Origin of the sequence: Rhodovulum strictum (genome assembly GCF_009649175.1) — a bacterium.
GTDB lineage: Bacteria > Pseudomonadota > Alphaproteobacteria > Rhodobacterales > Rhodobacteraceae > Rhodovulum > Rhodovulum strictum.
The window spans coordinates 1-16,171 of sequence record NZ_WJPO01000002.1; the positions used below are offsets into that span (position 1 = coordinate 1).

Here is a 16,171-nt window from a genome sequence, read left to right on the forward strand (position 1 = left end):
GGGCCCTCAGGACGCCCTCGACCCGCCCGAAAGCAGCACCTTGGCTCCAATGTCAGCCGGCCGGTGAATATCGCGGGCTCAGATGCTCTTTGAAGAGTAGGCCGTCCCTTATCAGCAGCCGGATATTGTAAGCCTCATCCGGAGTCCAGCCTGGCGTTTTAATATCCTCGAACCCTTCTGCGTCATTCCAAAAGCTTTCAAAACGCATCAACGGGTAGTCATGGGCTTCTATCCGATTAAGAATCTCCTCTTGGAGTCGATGGTCCCGTCTCACCTACTCAACCCCCCATGCAGCGTCGGCATGTCCAGCGCGCTGAACCCGTAATGCCTCAGCCAGCGCAGATCGGAATCGAAGAACGCCCGCAGGTCGGGGATGCCGTATTTCAGCATGGCCAGACGGTCGATGCCCATGCCAAAGGCAAAGCCCTGCCACTCATCCGGGTCGATCCCGCCCGCGGCCAGAACCTTGGGATGCACCATGCCGGACCCGAGGATCTCCATCCAGTCATTGCCCTCGCCGATCTTCAGCGTGCCGCCCTCCCAGGAACAGCGGATATCGACCTCGGCCGACGGCTCGGTGAACGGGAAATGCGAGGCGCGGAAGCGCAGTTCCACGCCTTCGACCTCGAAGAAGGCGCGGCAGAATTCCTCCAGCACCCATTTCAGGTTCGCCATGGAAATGTCGCGGTCGATGGCCAGCCCCTCGACCTGGTGGAACATCGGCGTATGGGTCTGGTCATAGTCGCAGCGATAGACGCGGCCCGGCGCGATCACCCGGATCGGCGCGCCGGTGCCCTGCATCGCGCGGATCTGCACCGGGCTGGTATGCGTGCGCAGCACATGCGGCGGGCGATTGTCTCCGGCGGCGCGCGCCATGAAGAACGTGTCATGCTCCTGCCGCGCGGGGTGTTCGGGCGGGATGTTCAGCGCGTCGAAATTGTACCAGTCGCTTTCGATCTGCGGCCCCTCGGCCACGGCAAAGCCCATATCGGCAAAGATCGCGGTGATTTCCTCGGTCACCTGGCTGACGGGATGGATCGTGCCGCGCGGGCGCGGGCGGCCGGGCAGCGTCACGTCCAGCCATTCGGCCGCCAGCCGTTCCTCGAGCGCGGCATCGGCCAGCGACGCCTTGCGCGCAGACAGGGCCGAGGTGATCTCGTCCTTCAGCGCGTTCAGCTTCGGCCCCATCGCCTGCCGTTCCTCGGCCGACATCTGGCCCAGCTCGCGCATCTTCAGGCTGATCTCGCCCTTCTTGCCAAGCGCCTGAACCCGCACATCCTCGATCGCCGCCTCGTCACCCGCACCGGCAATCGCGTCGAGATATTTCTGCCTGAGATCGTCCATTCCCGGGGCCCCTTCGCTGGCATTCGGCGGCGTCGATAGCACAGGGGCCAGCGATTGCAAATGCGTGCGGCAGTCGGGCAGGGATTGCCGGTCAGGGCGGCACCGGCGGGCGCATCTGCCGAAAAACCGGGCGCCGGGGCGGATCGGCGCAGCGCAGCACCGGCGCAGCGTTGACCGCAGGGCCAGCACGGCGACCATCAGGGGGCAAGCGGTGGACGCGGGTTGTCCGTCCAGGCCGGTGGGCGCCGCCTCCGCCTCTTGCACGAAAGGAGCCGGGCATGACCGCAGACGAGGCTTATCGCTGGCTGATCGGGGGCGCCGCACCGGGCGGGGATACGTTCGACACCCATGTACTGGCCGCGATCCTGGCGCTGGCAATTGCCGAGGGCGGCGCGTCAGGCAGGCTCTGCGCCCATGCCGGTCTGGATCAGGACGCGCTGCGGGCGCTGGCGGGAATGGTCTTTCCGGGCTGCATGGCAGGGCTCGACCGCATGGCACGGCTCCCCCCGCCCGCGGCAGAAACCGAACAGACCTCGCTGCGCGACCTGCTTCTGGCCCACGCGACCGGGGAACGCCCGCTGGAAACCCAGCTTGCCGCGATGATCGCCCGCCGCGCGATGGAACCCGACCATCTCTGGCAGGATCTGGGCCTGCGCCATCGCGGCGAACTGACTGCGCTGCTCGATCGGCATTTCGCGCCGCTTGCCCGCCAGAATACCGACAACATGAAATGGAAGCGGTTCTTCTACCGCAAGCTCTGCGAAGACGAGGGCTTCGTGCTCTGCGCCGCGCCGGTCTGCACCGCCTGCAACGATTTCGAGACCTGCTTCGGCGAGGAAACCGGCGAGGCACGTCTGGCCCGCATTGCAAACGGCCTGCCCGCCCACAGCCACGCCTGAGCGCCCCTCGCAACGCAAAACCCCCGCCCGGCATGCGACCGGACGGGGGCTGAAACGCGGTTGCGCGATGGATCAGGCCAGCGCGGCGCGGGCCCGGGCCACGATGGCGCCGAACGCCTCGGGTTCGTTCACGGCAAGATCGGCCAGAACCTTGCGATCCACCTCGATCCCGGCGGTGGCCAGACCGTTGATGAAACGCGAATAGGTCAGCGTCTCGTCACAGGCGCGGACGGCCGCGTTGATCCGCTGGATCCACAGCGCGCGGAAGTTGCGCTTGCGCTGCTTGCGGTCGCGGGTCGCGTACTGGTTGGCCTTGTCAACGGCCTGGGTCGCGGTGCGATAGGCATTGCCGCGGCGGCCGTAATAGCCTTTCGCCGCCTTGATGACCTTCTTGTGACGGGCGTGGGTGGTCGTTCCACCTTTGACTCGGGACATCTGTCGGCCTCCTCAGCGGTCGTAGGGCATGTAGGTCTTGACGATCTTCTCGTCCGGGGCCGACAGCGTCGAGGTCCCGCGGGCGCTGCGGATGAACTTGGTCGTCCGCTTGATCATGCCGTGCCGCTTGCCGGCCTGGGCGGCAAGCACGCGGCCCGTCGCCGTCACCTTGAAGCGCTTCTTGGCGCTCGACTTGGTCTTCATCTTGGGCATTTCCGTCTCCTCTTCGGGCGGTTCAGGCGCGACTCGGCATGCCACACCGGCCGGCCGCGCAACTCGAAGCCGCCCCTATAAGACCCGGCCGGACCGCTGGCAAGCACAAAGCCCCGTCGCTTCCCCCTTCTTCTGGCTGAAAATATCCCGGGGGGAGTCCGAAGGACGGGGGGCAGCGCCCCCCTTGTCGACACAGCGGGCCGCCCGTTACCGCACGGCCAGCGCCGCCACCTGCGCATGGCGCGGGCAGGTCACCAGATGATCGTTCACCATGCCCACCGCCTGCATGAACGCATAGGTGATCGTCGGCCCGCAGAACCGGAACCCCGCGGCGCGCAGCTCGCGTGAAAGCTGCCGCGACAGCGCCGTTTCGGCCGGCACGTCGCCCGGCGCGGCAAAGCTGTTCTGAAGCGGCCGCCCATCGACATGGCGCCAGAGGAAGGGCGCAAAGCCCTCGCGTTCCTCGATCGCCAGCCAGGCGCGGGCATTGCCGATCGCGGCCTCGATCTTGCCGCGATGACGCACGATGCCGGGATCGGCCAGCAGCCGCGCAATATCGGCCTCGCCCCAGCCCGCCATCACCCCGGGCTCGAAGCCCGCAAAGGCGGCACGGAACGCCGCGCGCTTGCGCAGGATGGTGATCCAGCTCAGCCCCGCCTGAAAGCCGTCGAGAATCAGTTTCTCGAACAGCGCCCGGCCGTCCTGCTCGGGAACGCCCCACTCGGTGTCATGATACGTAACGTAAAGCGGGTCCGTCCCGCACCATCCGCACCGCTCGCCCATCGAAATCTCCGTTGCTTGCCAAAAGGTTGGCCCGACCCGTCCAGTTTACGAAAAATTGGAACCAAATACGAACATTCATTCGCTCTTAACGGCTTTGCCCGCAACTGGTCTTCGTCGAAGCGGAGAGACAGCATGCCAAGCGCGAAGATTGATCCCAGCGTTATCGTGGAACGGGGGCAGGACAGCCCGCTTTCCGTGGCCATCTCGCAGCGGGACAAGGACATTCTGGAAACGGTCCAGAAGGCGCTGGAACGGCGCGACGTGCTGCTGGCCTTCCAGCCGGTGGTGCAGTCTGTCGAACACGGCCAGATCGCCTATTACGAGGGGCTGATCCGCATCCTCGACCATACCGGCCGCGTCATCCCCGCGCGCGATTTCATCGAGACCGTCGAGACGAACGAGCTTGGCCGCAAGATCGACTGCCTGGCGCTGGAAATGGGGCTGATCGCACTGGCCGAGGCGCCCGACCTGCGGCTTGCGATCAACATGTCCGCCCGCTCGATCGGCTATCCGCGCTGGAAGACCACTCTGGAACAGGGCCTTGCCCGCGACAGGACGGTGGCCGAGCGGCTGATCCTCGAGATTACCGAAAGCTCGGCCATGGTCATGCCCGACCTCGTTTCGGTCTTCATGCGCGAATTGCAGGCCAGGGGCATCGCCTTTGCGCTGGACGATTTCGGCGCGGGCTACACGGCGTTTCGCTACCTGCGCGAATTCTACTTCGACATCCTCAAGATCGACGGCCAGTTCATCCGCGGCATCGCTGACAATCCCGACAACCAGGTTCTGGCCCAAGCGCTGATCGCCATCGGCCAGCATTTCGACATGTTCACGGTCGCCGAGAACGTGGAAACCGCGCGCGATGCGGCCTGGCTGGCCGCGGCCGGGATCGACTGCATGCAGGGCTTCGCCTTTGGCGCGCCCTCGCTCGTGCCGCCATGGCGCGAGGGCCGCGAGAAGCTGCGCGCCTGACGCAAGCGCCGCGGCGCGGCATCCCGGCAGTTTCCCGCCTTCGAAGGGCATCCCCGGTCGCTGACAGGGGGTGCCTTTCTGCATCTGCATCCCCTATAGTGCGCGCGAAAATCGACCCAGGGGAGAAGGACCCAACCATGACCAACGTCGTCATCGTCTCGGCCGCGCGCACGCCAGTCGGCAGCTTCAACGGCTCTTTCGCAACGGTGCCCGCCCACGAGCTTGGCCGCATCATGCTGGAAGCGCTGGTCGAGCGCGCCGGCATCGACAAGGCCGAGGTGTCCGAGACCATCCTCGGCCAGGTGCTGACCGCGGGCCAGGGCCAGAACCCCGCCCGCCAGGCCCATGTCAATGCGGGCCTGCCCATCGAATCGGCCGCCTGGTCGCTGAACCAGGTCTGCGGCTCGGGCCTGCGCGCGGTGGCGCTGGCGGCCCAGCATGTCCAGCTTGGCGATGCCGCCATCGTCGCCGCCGGCGGGCAGGAAAACATGACGCTTTCGCCCCATGTCGCCCATCTGCGCGCGGGCCAGAAGATGGGCGATCTGTCCTTCATCGATTCGATGATCCGGGACGGGCTGTGGGATGCCTTCAACGGCTATCACATGGGCCAGACCGCCGAGAACGTGGCGAACCAGTGGCAGATCAGCCGCGACATGCAGGACGAATTCGCGCTGGCCAGCCAGAACAAGGCCGAGGCCGCGCAGAAGGCCGGCAAGTTCGCCGACGAGATCGTGGCGGTGACGGTCAAGGGCCGCAAGGGCGATACCATCGTCGATGCGGACGAGTATATCCGCCACGGCGCCACGCTTGACAGCATGCAGAAGCTGCGCCCCGCCTTCACCCGGGATGGCAGCGTGACCGCGGCAAACGCGTCGGGCATCAATGACGGCGCGGCAGGCGTTCTGGTGATGTCGGCCGACGAAGCCGAACGCCGCGGGCTGGAACCGCTTGCGCGCATCGCCTCCTACGCGACGGCGGGTCTTGATCCCTCGATCATGGGCGTGGGACCGATCCATGCCAGCCGCAAGGCGCTGGAAAAGGCGGGCTGGAAGGTCGGCGATCTGGATCTGGTCGAGGCGAACGAAGCCTTTGCCGCCCAGGCCTGCGCGGTGAACAAGGACATGGGCTGGGATCCGGCAATCGTGAACGTGAACGGCGGCGCCATTGCCATCGGCCACCCGATCGGCGCCTCGGGCGCGCGCATCCTGAACACCCTTCTGTTCGAGATGAAGCGCCGCGACGCGAAGAAGGGCCTTGCGACCCTCTGCATCGGCGGCGGCATGGGCGTGGCGATGTGCCTGGAACGGCCGTAATCGCGATGGGAAAACGGGCGCGCAATATTGTTGCGCGCCCGATCTTTCTTGCGTAACACCGTTGCCGACGCAAACGGCATCCATTCTGGAGGAATCATGGCAAGAGTTGCACTCGTCACCGGCGGCAGCCGCGGCATCGGCGCGGCGATCAGCAAGGCGCTGAAGGCGGCGGGCTATAGCGTGGCCGCAAACTATGCCGGCAATGACGACGCCGCGAAAAAGTTCACCGAGGAAACCGGCATCCCCACCTACAAGTGGAACGCCGCCGATTACGAGGCGTCCAAGGCCGGGGTCGAGAAGGTCGAGGCCGATCTGGGCCCGATCGACGTGGTGGTGGCCAATGCGGGCATCACCCGCGACGCGCCGTTCCACAAGATGACGCCCGAACAGTGGAAAGAGGTAATCGACACCAACCTGACCGGCGTGTTCAACACCGTCCACCCGATCTGGCCCGGCATGCGGGATCGCAAGTTCGGCCGGGTGATCGTGATTTCCTCGATCAACGGGCAGAAGGGCCAGTTCGGCCAGGTCAACTATGCCGCGACCAAGGCGGGCGATCTGGGCATCGTCAAGTCGCTGGCCCAGGAAGGCGCGCGTTTCGGGATCACCGCGAACGCGATCTGCCCGGGCTATATCGCGACCGAAATGGTGATGGCGGTGCCCGAGAAGGTGCGCGAGGCGATCATCGCCCAGATCCCGGCCGGTCGGCTGGGCGAGCCCGAGGAAATCGCGCGTTGCGTGACCTTCCTGGCCTCGGACGATGCGACCTTTGTCAACGGCTCGACCATCTCGGCCAACGGCGCGCAGTTCTTCGTCTGAGCGCGGGTCCATGCGAATGCGGGGGCGGTCCGTCCGGGCCGCCCTTTTTCATGCCCGCGTGCCGCGGGCGCGCTGCGCGCATGGGTATTTTTGCCAAGAAGAAGACAGGGGGGCGCGAAACCCTCTGGGCGGCGCGGCGCGGCCGGTATAGAGCACCCGCCATGTCCCGTTCCCGTGCCACCACCATCGGATTCCTTGCCGTCCTGCTCTGGGCCTTGCTGGCGCTGTTGACCGTGGGCTCGGCGCCGGTGCCGCCGTTCCAGCTGAACACGATCTGTTTCGCAATCGGCGGCGCGGTCGGGCTGGTCTGGGTCGCGGCCAGCGGCGAGGCGCGGCAGCTTACGCAGGTGCCGCTGAAGGTCTATGCCTTCGGTACCGCGGGGCTTTTCGGCTTTCACGCGCTCTACTTTTCCGCGCTGCGGCTGGCACCGGCGGCCGAGGCGGGGCTGATTTCCTATCTCTGGCCGCTGTTGATCGTGCTGTTCTCGGGGCTTCTGCCCGGCGAGCGGTTGCGGGCGGGCCATGTGTTCGGCGCGGTTGCGGCCTTTGCCGGGGCGGCGCTGATCGTGGCGCGGGGCGGAGCCGGGTTCGATGGCGCGGCGCTGCCGGGCTATGGGCTGGCGCTGCTCTGCGCGCTGACCTGGGCGGGCTATTCGGTGCTGTCGCGCCGGTTGGGCACGATCCCCACGGCCAGCGTGGCGGTGTTCTGCCTGGCGACATCGGCCCTGTCGCTGCCCTTTCACCTGATGCTGGAGCAGACCGTCTGGCCCGATGGCACGGCGGGCTGGGTCAGCGTGCTTGCGCTAGGGCTGGGGCCGGTGGGGCTGGCTTTTTATGTCTGGGATATCGGGGTGAAGCGGGGCGACATCCAGTTGCTGGGGGTTGCCAGCTATGCCGCGCCGCTGTTGTCTACCCTTGTCCTGGTTGGCGCAGGGATTGCCGCCCCCACGCCCACCATCCTGGCTGCCGCGGTGCTCATCACCGGCGGGGCCGCGCTGGCGGCCAGGGCCAGCGCCCGGCGATCTCAGGGCTGAGACAGCCGTTCGATCTGTTCCTTGAGCTTGAGCTTCTGCTTTTTCAGCTCCGCAATGTGAAGGCCATCGGTGGCGGGCGTTCGCTGCGCCTCTTCGACCTTGTCCGAAAGCGCCTGGTGCTTGCGGCGGAGTTCCTGCAGATGCGAACTCAGGGTCATGGTCCGGCTCCTCTTCTGGTGTCATCGAACAGTCATAGTGCAGCACGAAAAACGAGTCGTGTCACCTCCTTGAAAATCACGGATTCGCGCATAACGGGTTTCGTCAGCCGGGCCAGGAAAGTGCGGCGCCCCGACGCAGGACATCCGAGATGGCCGGTACATAGCTGTCACCATCCCGTTCGTGACGGGAACCTTCGTGCAGAATCAACGGGCTATGCAACCTGAAGGCGCCCTTGCCCCCCTTTCTCGCGCGCAGGAGGACCAGCTTGGCGGGGCGGCCGAGGCGGGCTGTCAGGGGCAGCAGCTCGACACTACCTAAACGTGTATCCATTGCCCCCAGCACTGCGGGCAGCCGCTCGGCGCGCTGGATCAGGGTCAGCCAGCCGCCGGGGGCAAGGCGGCGCGCGGCGGTCTCGATCCACAGCGCCAGCGGCGTCGCCTCGCCCAGCGCGGTCTCGCGGCCCGGATCGGGGGCGGCGCTGCCGCACTCGCGCAGGTGGTAGGGCGGGTTGGCGATGACATGATCGAAACCGCGCCCGCGCAGGGATGCGGGCAGCGCGGCCAGATCGGCGGTCACGATGTCGAGAGCGATGCCATTCGCGCGGGCATTCTCGCGCGCGAGATCGGCATAGGCGGGCTGCAATTCCACCCCGGTCAGCGCCAGCCCCGGCACCCGCGCACCCAGGCAGAGGCTGGCCACCCCCACCCCGCAGCCCAGTTCCAGCACCGACTGCCCCGCCGCGGCAGGCACCGCGGCGGCCAGCAGAACCGGGTCGATCCCGGCGCGATAGCCCCGTTCGGGCTGGCGGATCGCCAGCCTTCCGCCAAGAAAGGCGTCCTGCGTCAGCCCCTCCACCGCGCTCATCCGTCTTCGGGAAGCTCGATCCCGTTGTCGCGCAGGACGGCCCGGGCCATGAACAGATCGCGGTCCGCCACCATGATCCGGCGCGGCAAAACGCCTATCGAACCTTCAAGTACGCTCATGTGGACATCCATCTGAAAGCAGTCTATCTCCTCGCCCTGTAGAAGCGCCGAGACAAAGGCGATGACCGTCGGGTCGTTGGTGCGGATGAGTTCCTTCATGACAGCGACTTAAGGGCAGAGCGCCCCGCTTGTCGAGAAATCCTGACGAGGCCGTGATGGGCTTGGACGACGCAATCACCAAACCGCATGAACGTCTTGCCGCCTTGCTGAGCGACGAGATGGCCGCGGTCGACCGGCTGATCCGCGAGCGGATGCGGTCGGAATACGCCCCGCGCATCGACGAGGTGGCGGCCCATATCGTGGGCGCGGGCGGCAAGCGGCTGCGGCCGATGCTGACCATCGCGGCGGCGCGGATGTGCGGCTATGACGGGCCCTATCACGTCTATCTGGCCGCGACGGTCGAGTTCATCCATACCGCCACGCTGCTGCATGACGATGTGGTGGACGAAAGCGGCCAGCGCCGCGGGCGGCCGACGGCGAACCTGTTGTGGGACAACAAGTCCAGCGTTCTGGTCGGCGACTACCTGTTTGCGCGGTCCTTCCAGTTGATGGTGGCGCCCGGCAATCTTCAGGTGCTGGACATCCTGGCGAATGCCGCCGCCGTGATCGCCGAGGGCGAGGTGCTGCAACTGACCGCGGCGCGCGATCTGGGCACCACCGAGGACATCTATCTCAAGGTCATCCGCGGCAAGACCGCCGCGCTGTTCGCGGCCGCGACCGAGGTGGGCGGCGTGATCGCCGGCATGCCCGACGATCAGGTTCGTGCGCTTTACACCTATGGCGATGCGCTGGGGGTGGGCTTTCAGATCGTCGACGACCTGCTGGACGTGGCGGGCGATGCCAAGGCGACCGGCAAGAACATCGGCGACGATTTCCGCGAACGCAAGCTGACGCTGCCGATCATCAAGGCGATCGCGGCGGCCGATGACGAGGAACGCGCGTTCTGGAAGCGGACCATCGCCAAGGGCGATCAGCGCGAGGGCGATCTGGACCATGCGCTGGAGCTGATGCACAAGCGCGGCGCCATCGAGGCGACGCGGATCGAGGCTCTGGCCTGGTCGGCACGGGCGAAAGAGGCCCTGGCCTGCCTGCCCGATCACGAGATCCGCGACATGCTGAGCGATCTGGCCGATTACGTCGTTGCCCGGATCAGCTAGGCCCGTGCGGGTTTCAGCGTGAAGGGCTCCGCCGCGGCCACCCACCATCCCGGGTTCGCCACGCTGAGGGCGGTGGCGGCAGCCTCGGCTTCGGTACGGCTTTCATAGATACCGAAACAGGTGGCGCCCGAGCCCGACATCCGGGCCAGCAGGCAACCTTGCGTCGCGGCAATCGCCCCGATCACCGTGCCGATCACCGGGGCCAGCGCCATGGCGGGCGCCTCGAGGTCGTTGCGCTGGGTTCCGAGCCAATGCGCCATGGTCGCGGCACTTGCCCAGCCCGGCGGATGCGGCATCGCCGGATTGTCCTTGCGGTCCAGCGCCTTGAACACGGCGGGCGTGGGCACCTCGACGCCCGGATTGACCAGCACCAACCCCATCGCGGGCAGGCGCGGCCCCTCGGTGATGTCCTCGCCGACACCGCGCATGCGCAGCGGCCGGGGCGCAAGACAGACCGGCACATCGGCGCCCAGCGACAGCACCGCCCGCGCGTCGGGCAGGGCTAGGCCCCAAAGCTGCGCCAGACCGCGCAGCGCCGCCGCCGCATCGGAAGACCCCCCGCCGATCCCCGCCGCGGCGGGCAGGTGCTTGTCCAGCGCGATCGCCGCGCCACGCCCCGGCCCGAACAGCGCCGCAGCCTTCAGCACCAGGTTGCGCCCGTCGGTCGGCACGCCCTCGGCCCGGGGGCCGGTGACGCGCAGCGTCAGATCGTCGGCCGACGCCAGTGTCAGCCGGTCACCGCAATCGGCAAAGACCACAAGGCTGTCGAGCAGGTGATAGCCATCCGCCCGCTGTCCAGTGACATGCAGGGTCAGGTTGATCTTGGCGGGGGCGAAAGCCTCAACCGTCATTGCCCGGATGGAGCGGCGGCGCCCCCTCTTCCTTGAGCACCTTGTCCAGCCCGATTTCCAGCTTGCGGCGGATACGGTTGGCCTCGTCCTCCTCGGGGTCGAAGGACAGCGCCCGGTGCCACTGGAACCGCGCCTCGTTGCGCCGCCCGACGGCCCAGTAGACATCGCCCAGATGGTCGTTGACGATGGGATCGACCGGCATCAACTCGGCCGCGCGTTCCATATGCGGCACCGCCTCGTCATAGCGGCCAAGCCGGTACAGCACCCAGCCCAGGCTGTCGGTGATATAGCCGTCATCGGGCCGCGCGGCGACGGCGCGTTCGATCATGTCCAAGGCTTCGTCGAGATTGGTCTTCATCTCGACCCAGGAATAACCCAGATAGTTCAGCACCTGCGGCTGGTCGGGTTCCAGTTCGAGGGCCTGAAGGAAATCGGCCTCGGCCTTGTCCCATATGTCCATCCGCTCATGCGTGATGCCGCGGACGTAATAGACGATCCACTGGCCGCGGGCGGGCTCGTCGAACAGCGCGATGGCCGCATCATACGCTTGCCGGGCTTCCTCGTACCGCTCCTGGCTGCGGAAGGTGTCGCCCAGCGTCACATGGACGATGGCGATGTCGGGAAACTCGGCCGCCAGCGCCTGTAGCACCCCGATCGCATCGTCGATATCGCCCGCCTTGCGCATCGCCTCGGCGCGGCCGACCTCGGCGGCGTAAAAGGCCGGATCGTCGCGCGCGACGCTGGCATAGGCGGCGATGGCAAGCTCGTAGCGCTCCTGCGATTCCAGAAGGTTGGCGGACAGCAGGCGCGCATCGGTATTGGCGGGGGCCAGGTATTCGGCAAGCCGGGAATAGACCAGCGTGTAGCTGTCCATCGCATCGCCGTTCAGCGCGCCCGCGACGGTATAGAACACCTCGGCCGCGCCCTCGGTCGCGTCGCGCACCACGTCGAAGGGCAGCGGTTCGCCCGAGACCAGATGCGCGCGCAGACGGCCCACGCCGGGATCGGCATCGCCGCCGAAGGCCATGTCGATCAGTTCGATTGCGTCGGCCTCGCGTTCAAGCTGGCTCAGCACCTGGGCATGGGCGATCACGCCGCGCCGGGTCGCGCGCAGCGGCCCCTCGGCCTCGCCCGACAGGATAAGGTCGGCGCCCTCGAAATCGCCCGCCGCGGCCAGCGCCAGCGCCTTGTGGTACAGCCCGAACGCCCGGAGCCCGGATTGCGCGGCGGCGGCGTCGAACGCCTCGACCGCCTCGGCCATGCGGCCCTGGCCGAACCGCGCCCAGGCGCGCAGCAGCGCATCGACCAGCGGCGCGGCACTGCGCCCGGCCTCCATGTCGGCCAGCATCTCGTCCCATGCGCCGCGCTTCATCTGCTCGGCAACCAGTACGAGGTTGGCGATCTGGCTGACATGCCCGCCGCTTTCCAGCCGCCGCGCAATCGGCACCGCGCGGTCGATCTCGCCCAGCCCGACATGGGCGGTCAGGGCGTTTTCCAGAAGGAACGGGTTCGACGGATCGCGGGCCAGCGCGGCATCGAAATAGCGCGCCGCCTCGGCATAGTCGCTGTACATGCTGGCCTGACGCGCAGCCAGATAGGGACCGGCCAGCCCCTCTTGCGCAGGGAGGGGCGTGGCCAGCGTCAGGGCAGCAAGCCCGGCAGCGGCAAGAAGGGCAAAACGCGGGAGGCGGGCAGCCAAGGACACACTCCGGTTGATCTGTTCCCAACCTAGAGCCCGGCGCCGGACAAGGCAATCCGCCGCCCCGGGCCGCCCCCGCAAACCCTGCCGCCGTCGCGCGGATGTTACATGTTGGGGTAGTTCGGCCCGTCGCCGCCCTGCGGCGTCGCCCAGGTGATGTTCTGGCTGGGATCCTTGATGTCGCAGGTCTTGCAATGGACGCAGTTCTGGAAATTGACGACGAATTGCTTGCTGCCGTCCTTCTCGACCACCTCGTAGACGCCTGCCGGGCAATAGCGCTGCGCCGGTTCCGCGAATTCGGGCAGGTTCACCCGGATCGGCAGGGCCGGATCCGTCAGCCGCAGGTGGCTGGGCTGGCTTTCCTCGTGATTGGTGAAGGAAAACGCCACATTGGTCAGCCGGTCAAAGCTGAGCACGCCATCCGGCTTGGGGTAGTCGATCTTCGCGTGATCCTTGGCCTTGCCGGTATGGGCGGCGTCGGTCTTTTCATGGTGCAGCGTACCCAGCGGGTTCCAGCCGGTCAGGTTCGCCATCCACATGTCGAACCCGCCCAGCGCGGTCGCCATCAGGTTGCCATAATGCGACCAGAGCGGCTTGACGTTGCGCACCCGCTTGAGATCCTTGGCGATGGCGCCCGAATGCAGCGCGGTGTCGTAATCCTCAAGCGTATCGCCTTGGCGCCCCGCACGGATCGCCGCGACCGCGGCCGTCGCGGCCTCGATCCCCGACATCATGGCGTTGTGGTTGCCCTTGATCCGCGGCACGTTGACCAGCCCCGCCGAACAGCCCAGCAGCACGCCGCCGGGGAAGGCGGCCTTGGGGATGGACTGATAGCCCCCCTCGGAGATCGCCCGCGCGCCATAGGCCACGCGCTTGCCGCCCTTCAGCAACTCGGCGACCGCCGGATGATGCTTGAAGCGCTGGAACTCCATATAGGGGTAAAGATGCGGGTTCTCGTAGTTCAGGTGGACCACGAAACCGATGAAGATCTGGTTGTTCTCGGCGTGGTAGATGAACGAGCCGCCACCGGCATTGCCATCGAGCGGCCAGCCCATGGTATGGGTGACCGTGCCCTCGCGGTGCTTGGCGGGGTCGATCTCCCAGATCTCCTTCATGCCGATGCCATATTTCTGCGGGTCGCGCCCCTCGGACAGGCCGTATCTGGCGATCACCTGCTTCGACAGCGAGCCGCGCACGCCTTCGGCGAGGAAGACATACTTGCCGCGCAGCTCCATCCCCGGCTCATAGCCCGGCCCCGGCGTGCCGTCGGCCTGCCGCCCGAACTCGCCCGCGACGACGCCCGCGACCCGGCCATCCTCGCCCCAGACCAGTTCCGAACAGGACATGCCGGGGAAGATCTCGACGCCCAGTCCCTCGGCCTGTTCGGCCAGCCAGCGGCAGACATTGCCCATCGAGACGATGTAATTGCCGTGGTTCGACATCAGCGGCGGCATCAGCCAGTTGGGAAAGCGCAGCTTGCGCCGCTTGCCGAGAAAGAGGAAATTGTCCTCCTTCACCTCGACCCGGACCGGCGCGCCGCGCTCCTTCCAGTCGGGGAACAGCGCGTTCAGCCCCGTGGGATCCAGCACCGCGCCCGACAGGATATGCGCGCCGACCTCGGAGCCCTTTTCCAGCACCACGACGGACAGATCGGGATCGAGTTCCTTGAGCCGGATCGCAGCGGACAGACCCGCAGGCCCCGCCCCCACGATGACCACATCGTATTCCATCGACTCCCGTTCGATCTCGGCCATGGACCTTCCCCTCTCGAACGGCGCGGGCGCCGCCCCACGTTAAGCATTCCGCAAACCGTTAGCGCAGGCCGCCGACCAGTTCAATCGCAACGCAACAAGATTTCGCTGCACAGCGGCATCGCGCAACAGAGCGTCCTGCCCCACCCGCGCAAAGCCTTGCCGACCCCCTGCCCGGCACGCTTGCATTCAGCGGGCGAATTTGCTTGGGTCTTGCGCAACCTTCTCCCGAAAGACATCCCGGCCATGGAAAAGATACCGATGACCCGCGCGGGCCATACCGCGCTTGATGAAGAACTGAAATCGCTCAAGACCGTCGAGCGTCCCGCCGTCATCCGGGCGATCGCCGAGGCGCGCGAGCATGGCGATCTGTCGGAGAACGCCGAATATCACGCCGCGCGCGAGCGGCAGAGCTTTGTCGAGGGCCGCATCAAGGAGCTTGAGGCGCTGTTGTCGCGGGCCGAGGTGATCGACCCCTCGAAACTGTCCGGGGCGATCAAGTTCGGCGCCACCGTGACGCTGGTCGACGAGGATACCGAGGAAGAGCGGACCTATCAGATCGTGGGCGAGGCCGAGGCCGATATCGAGAAGGGGCTGTTGAACATCAACTCGCCGCTGGCGCGCGCGCTGATCGGCAAGGAGGAAGGCGACAGCGTCGAGGTGCGCACCCCGGGCGGCGAACGCGGCTACGAGGTGCTCGCGGTCCGCTATATCTGAGCGGGCAGGAACCGTTTCATGGCCGGGAAAAAGCAGGGTACGCCGTTCGAGATGGGCTTTTTCACGCGCCCGGGCCGCGAGGCCGGAATGACCAGGGCGGATATCGTTGCCGCGGCGCTGTCGGTGCTGTGGCTGGCCGTGGCGGGGCTTGTCCTGGCGTTCGGGCGGAGGGCGGACGGGGGGGGCGACCTGTCGGGCATCGTTCTGCTGCTTCTGGCGGTGGTGACGCCACTTGCGCTGATCTGGGTGGGCGCGGCCACGATCCGCAGCGCGCGCATCCTGCGCGAGGATTCGGCACGGCTGAACGCGGCGCTGGATGCCCTGCGTCAGAGCCAGATCCAGCAGCAGCGCGCCGGGGGCACCGATCTGCGGCCGACACTGGAAAGACGGATCGAGGAAATCGCCGAAGCCCAGCGCAAGACCGAAACCGTGGTCGCGACCTTCGTCTCGACCCGCGCGCGCGAGGCGGCCGCCGAGCCGCACCCGGCCCCGCCGCCACAGCCCGAGGCGCAGCCCTCGCTGGCGCTGGGCGCAACCGCCGAGACATTGCAGCCGCCGCTGGAAAAGCGCGAGTTCATCCGCGCGCTGAACTTCCCCGAAACCACCGAGGACCGCGACGGTTTCCGCGCGCTGCGCCGCGCGCTGGACGACCGGATGGCCGCCAAGCTGATCCGGTCGGCGCAGGATGTGCTGACCCTGCTCAGCCAGGAAGGCATCTACATGGACGATCTGACGCCGGACCGGGCACGCCCCGAGATCTGGCGCCGTTTCGCCCAGGGCGAGCGCGGCGCGGGCGTTTCGGCGCTGGGCGGGGTGCGCGACCGGTCCTGCCTTGCGCTGACCGCGGCGCGGATGAAGCAGGATCCGGTCTTTCGCGATGTCGCGCATCATTTCCTGCGCCAGTTCGACCGCATCCTGACCGAGTTCGAGCCCGACGCCACCGACCAGGAACTGAGCGATCTGGCCGAAACCCGCACCGCGCGCGCCTTCATGCTGCTGGGCCGGGTGACGGGGATGTTCGGCTAGCGGGGTTCGCCCCCGC

At 67.0% G+C, this 16,171-nt stretch carries 18 protein-coding genes; 8 read left to right on the forward strand and 10 right to left on the reverse strand.

Going from position 1 to position 16,171, the window contains the following annotated elements:
* Positions 1-270: 270 nt before the first annotated feature.
* Entirely contained in the window at positions 271-1,344 is a 1,074-nt protein-coding gene (pheS, locus tag GH815_RS01640) for a phenylalanine--tRNA ligase subunit alpha (RefSeq protein ID WP_153747007.1), read from the reverse strand.
* 278 nt (positions 1,345-1,622) lie between these two features.
* On the opposite strand from pheS, the gene GH815_RS01645 reads away from it, so the two are divergent.
* Positions 1,623-2,243, forward strand: coding sequence for a nitrogen fixation protein NifQ (locus GH815_RS01645; protein WP_153747008.1), 621 nt, complete (start codon positions 1,623-1,625; stop codon positions 2,241-2,243).
* Between the two features lie 72 nt (positions 2,244-2,315).
* Here the strand turns inward: GH815_RS01645 and rplT are convergent, their stop codons facing one another.
* From rplT to GH815_RS01660, 3 genes are all read right to left on the reverse strand, one after another.
* The gene (gene rplT, locus GH815_RS01650; protein WP_132695107.1) at positions 2,316-2,678 is read right to left on the reverse strand and encodes a 50S ribosomal protein L20; all 363 of its coding nucleotides are present in this window, start codon (positions 2,676-2,678) and stop codon (positions 2,316-2,318) included.
* Positions 2,679-2,690: 12 nt separating this feature from the next.
* Positions 2,691-2,891 (reverse strand): 50S ribosomal protein L35, encoded by a 201-nt coding sequence (gene rpmI, locus GH815_RS01655; protein ID WP_153747009.1) that lies wholly within the window; start codon positions 2,889-2,891, stop codon positions 2,691-2,693.
* Between the two features lie 207 nt (positions 2,892-3,098).
* Entirely contained in the window at positions 3,099-3,674 is a 576-nt protein-coding gene (locus GH815_RS01660; protein WP_153747010.1) for a DNA-3-methyladenine glycosylase I, read from the reverse strand.
* A 132-nt stretch (positions 3,675-3,806) separates the two neighbouring features.
* Between GH815_RS01660 and GH815_RS01665 the strand changes: the two genes are divergently transcribed.
* The 4 genes from GH815_RS01665 to yddG all read left to right on the forward strand — a co-directional run bounded on the left by GH815_RS01665 (position 3,807) and on the right by yddG (position 7,812).
* Positions 3,807-4,646, forward strand: coding sequence for an EAL domain-containing protein (locus tag GH815_RS01665; RefSeq protein WP_153747011.1), 840 nt, complete (start codon positions 3,807-3,809; stop codon positions 4,644-4,646).
* 137 nt (positions 4,647-4,783) lie between these two features.
* Entirely contained in the window at positions 4,784-5,959 is a 1,176-nt protein-coding gene (locus tag GH815_RS01670) for an acetyl-CoA C-acetyltransferase (RefSeq protein ID WP_153747012.1), read from the forward strand.
* A 96-nt stretch (positions 5,960-6,055) separates the two neighbouring features.
* Positions 6,056-6,778 (forward strand): acetoacetyl-CoA reductase, encoded by a 723-nt coding sequence (gene phbB, locus GH815_RS01675; RefSeq protein WP_153747013.1) that lies wholly within the window; start codon positions 6,056-6,058, stop codon positions 6,776-6,778.
* 161 nt (positions 6,779-6,939) lie between these two features.
* Complete coding sequence (yddG, locus tag GH815_RS01680; RefSeq protein ID WP_153747014.1) at positions 6,940-7,812, forward strand: aromatic amino acid exporter YddG; 873 nt, start codon at positions 6,940-6,942, stop codon at positions 7,810-7,812.
* Here yddG and GH815_RS01685 read toward each other — a convergent pair.
* From GH815_RS01685 to GH815_RS01695, 3 genes are all read right to left on the reverse strand, one after another.
* Entirely contained in the window at positions 7,803-7,970 is a 168-nt protein-coding gene (locus tag GH815_RS01685; RefSeq protein ID WP_153747015.1) for a YdcH family protein, read from the reverse strand. The genes yddG and GH815_RS01685 overlap by 10 nt on opposite strands.
* 103 nt (positions 7,971-8,073) lie before the next feature.
* Positions 8,074-8,835 carry a tRNA1(Val) (adenine(37)-N6)-methyltransferase gene (locus GH815_RS01690; RefSeq protein WP_153747016.1) on the reverse strand — a complete coding sequence of 254 codons (762 nt, stop codon included), beginning with the start codon at positions 8,833-8,835 and terminating at the stop codon, positions 8,074-8,076.
* On the reverse strand, positions 8,832-9,053 hold the full coding sequence (locus tag GH815_RS01695; RefSeq protein WP_153747017.1) for a putative signal transducing protein: 222 nt from the start codon (positions 9,051-9,053) through the stop codon (positions 8,832-8,834). Before GH815_RS01695 ends, GH815_RS01690 begins: the two co-directional genes overlap by 4 nt.
* A 56-nt stretch (positions 9,054-9,109) precedes the next feature.
* Here GH815_RS01695 and GH815_RS01700 point away from each other — a divergent pair, with 56 nt between their 5' ends.
* The gene (locus GH815_RS01700; RefSeq protein WP_153747018.1) at positions 9,110-10,111 is read left to right on the forward strand and encodes a polyprenyl synthetase family protein; all 1,002 of its coding nucleotides are present in this window, start codon (positions 9,110-9,112) and stop codon (positions 10,109-10,111) included.
* Here GH815_RS01700 and GH815_RS01705 read toward each other — a convergent pair.
* From GH815_RS01705 to GH815_RS01715, 3 genes are all read right to left on the reverse strand, one after another.
* Positions 10,108-10,962, reverse strand: coding sequence for a 4-(cytidine 5'-diphospho)-2-C-methyl-D-erythritol kinase (locus tag GH815_RS01705; RefSeq protein ID WP_153747019.1), 855 nt, complete (start codon positions 10,960-10,962; stop codon positions 10,108-10,110). The genes GH815_RS01700 and GH815_RS01705 overlap by 4 nt on opposite strands.
* Entirely contained in the window at positions 10,952-12,661 is a 1,710-nt protein-coding gene (locus tag GH815_RS01710; RefSeq protein ID WP_246176266.1) for a tetratricopeptide repeat protein, read from the reverse strand. The genes GH815_RS01705 and GH815_RS01710 overlap by 11 nt, the downstream gene beginning before the upstream one ends.
* Before the next feature lie 104 nt (positions 12,662-12,765).
* Positions 12,766-14,415, reverse strand: coding sequence for an electron transfer flavoprotein-ubiquinone oxidoreductase (locus tag GH815_RS01715; RefSeq protein WP_153747020.1), 1,650 nt, complete (start codon positions 14,413-14,415; stop codon positions 12,766-12,768).
* Positions 14,416-14,658: 243 nt separating this feature from the next.
* Here GH815_RS01715 and greA point away from each other — a divergent pair, with 243 nt between their 5' ends.
* Positions 14,659-15,129 carry a transcription elongation factor GreA gene (greA, locus tag GH815_RS01720; protein ID WP_170290273.1) on the forward strand — a complete coding sequence of 157 codons (471 nt, stop codon included), beginning with the start codon at positions 14,659-14,661 and terminating at the stop codon, positions 15,127-15,129.
* An 18-nt stretch (positions 15,130-15,147) separates the two neighbouring features.
* A complete protein-coding gene (locus GH815_RS01725) occupies positions 15,148-16,155 on the forward strand; it encodes a hypothetical protein (RefSeq protein ID WP_153747021.1) in 1,008 nt (335 codons plus the stop codon).
* The last annotated feature ends 16 nt before the right edge of the window (positions 16,156-16,171 follow it).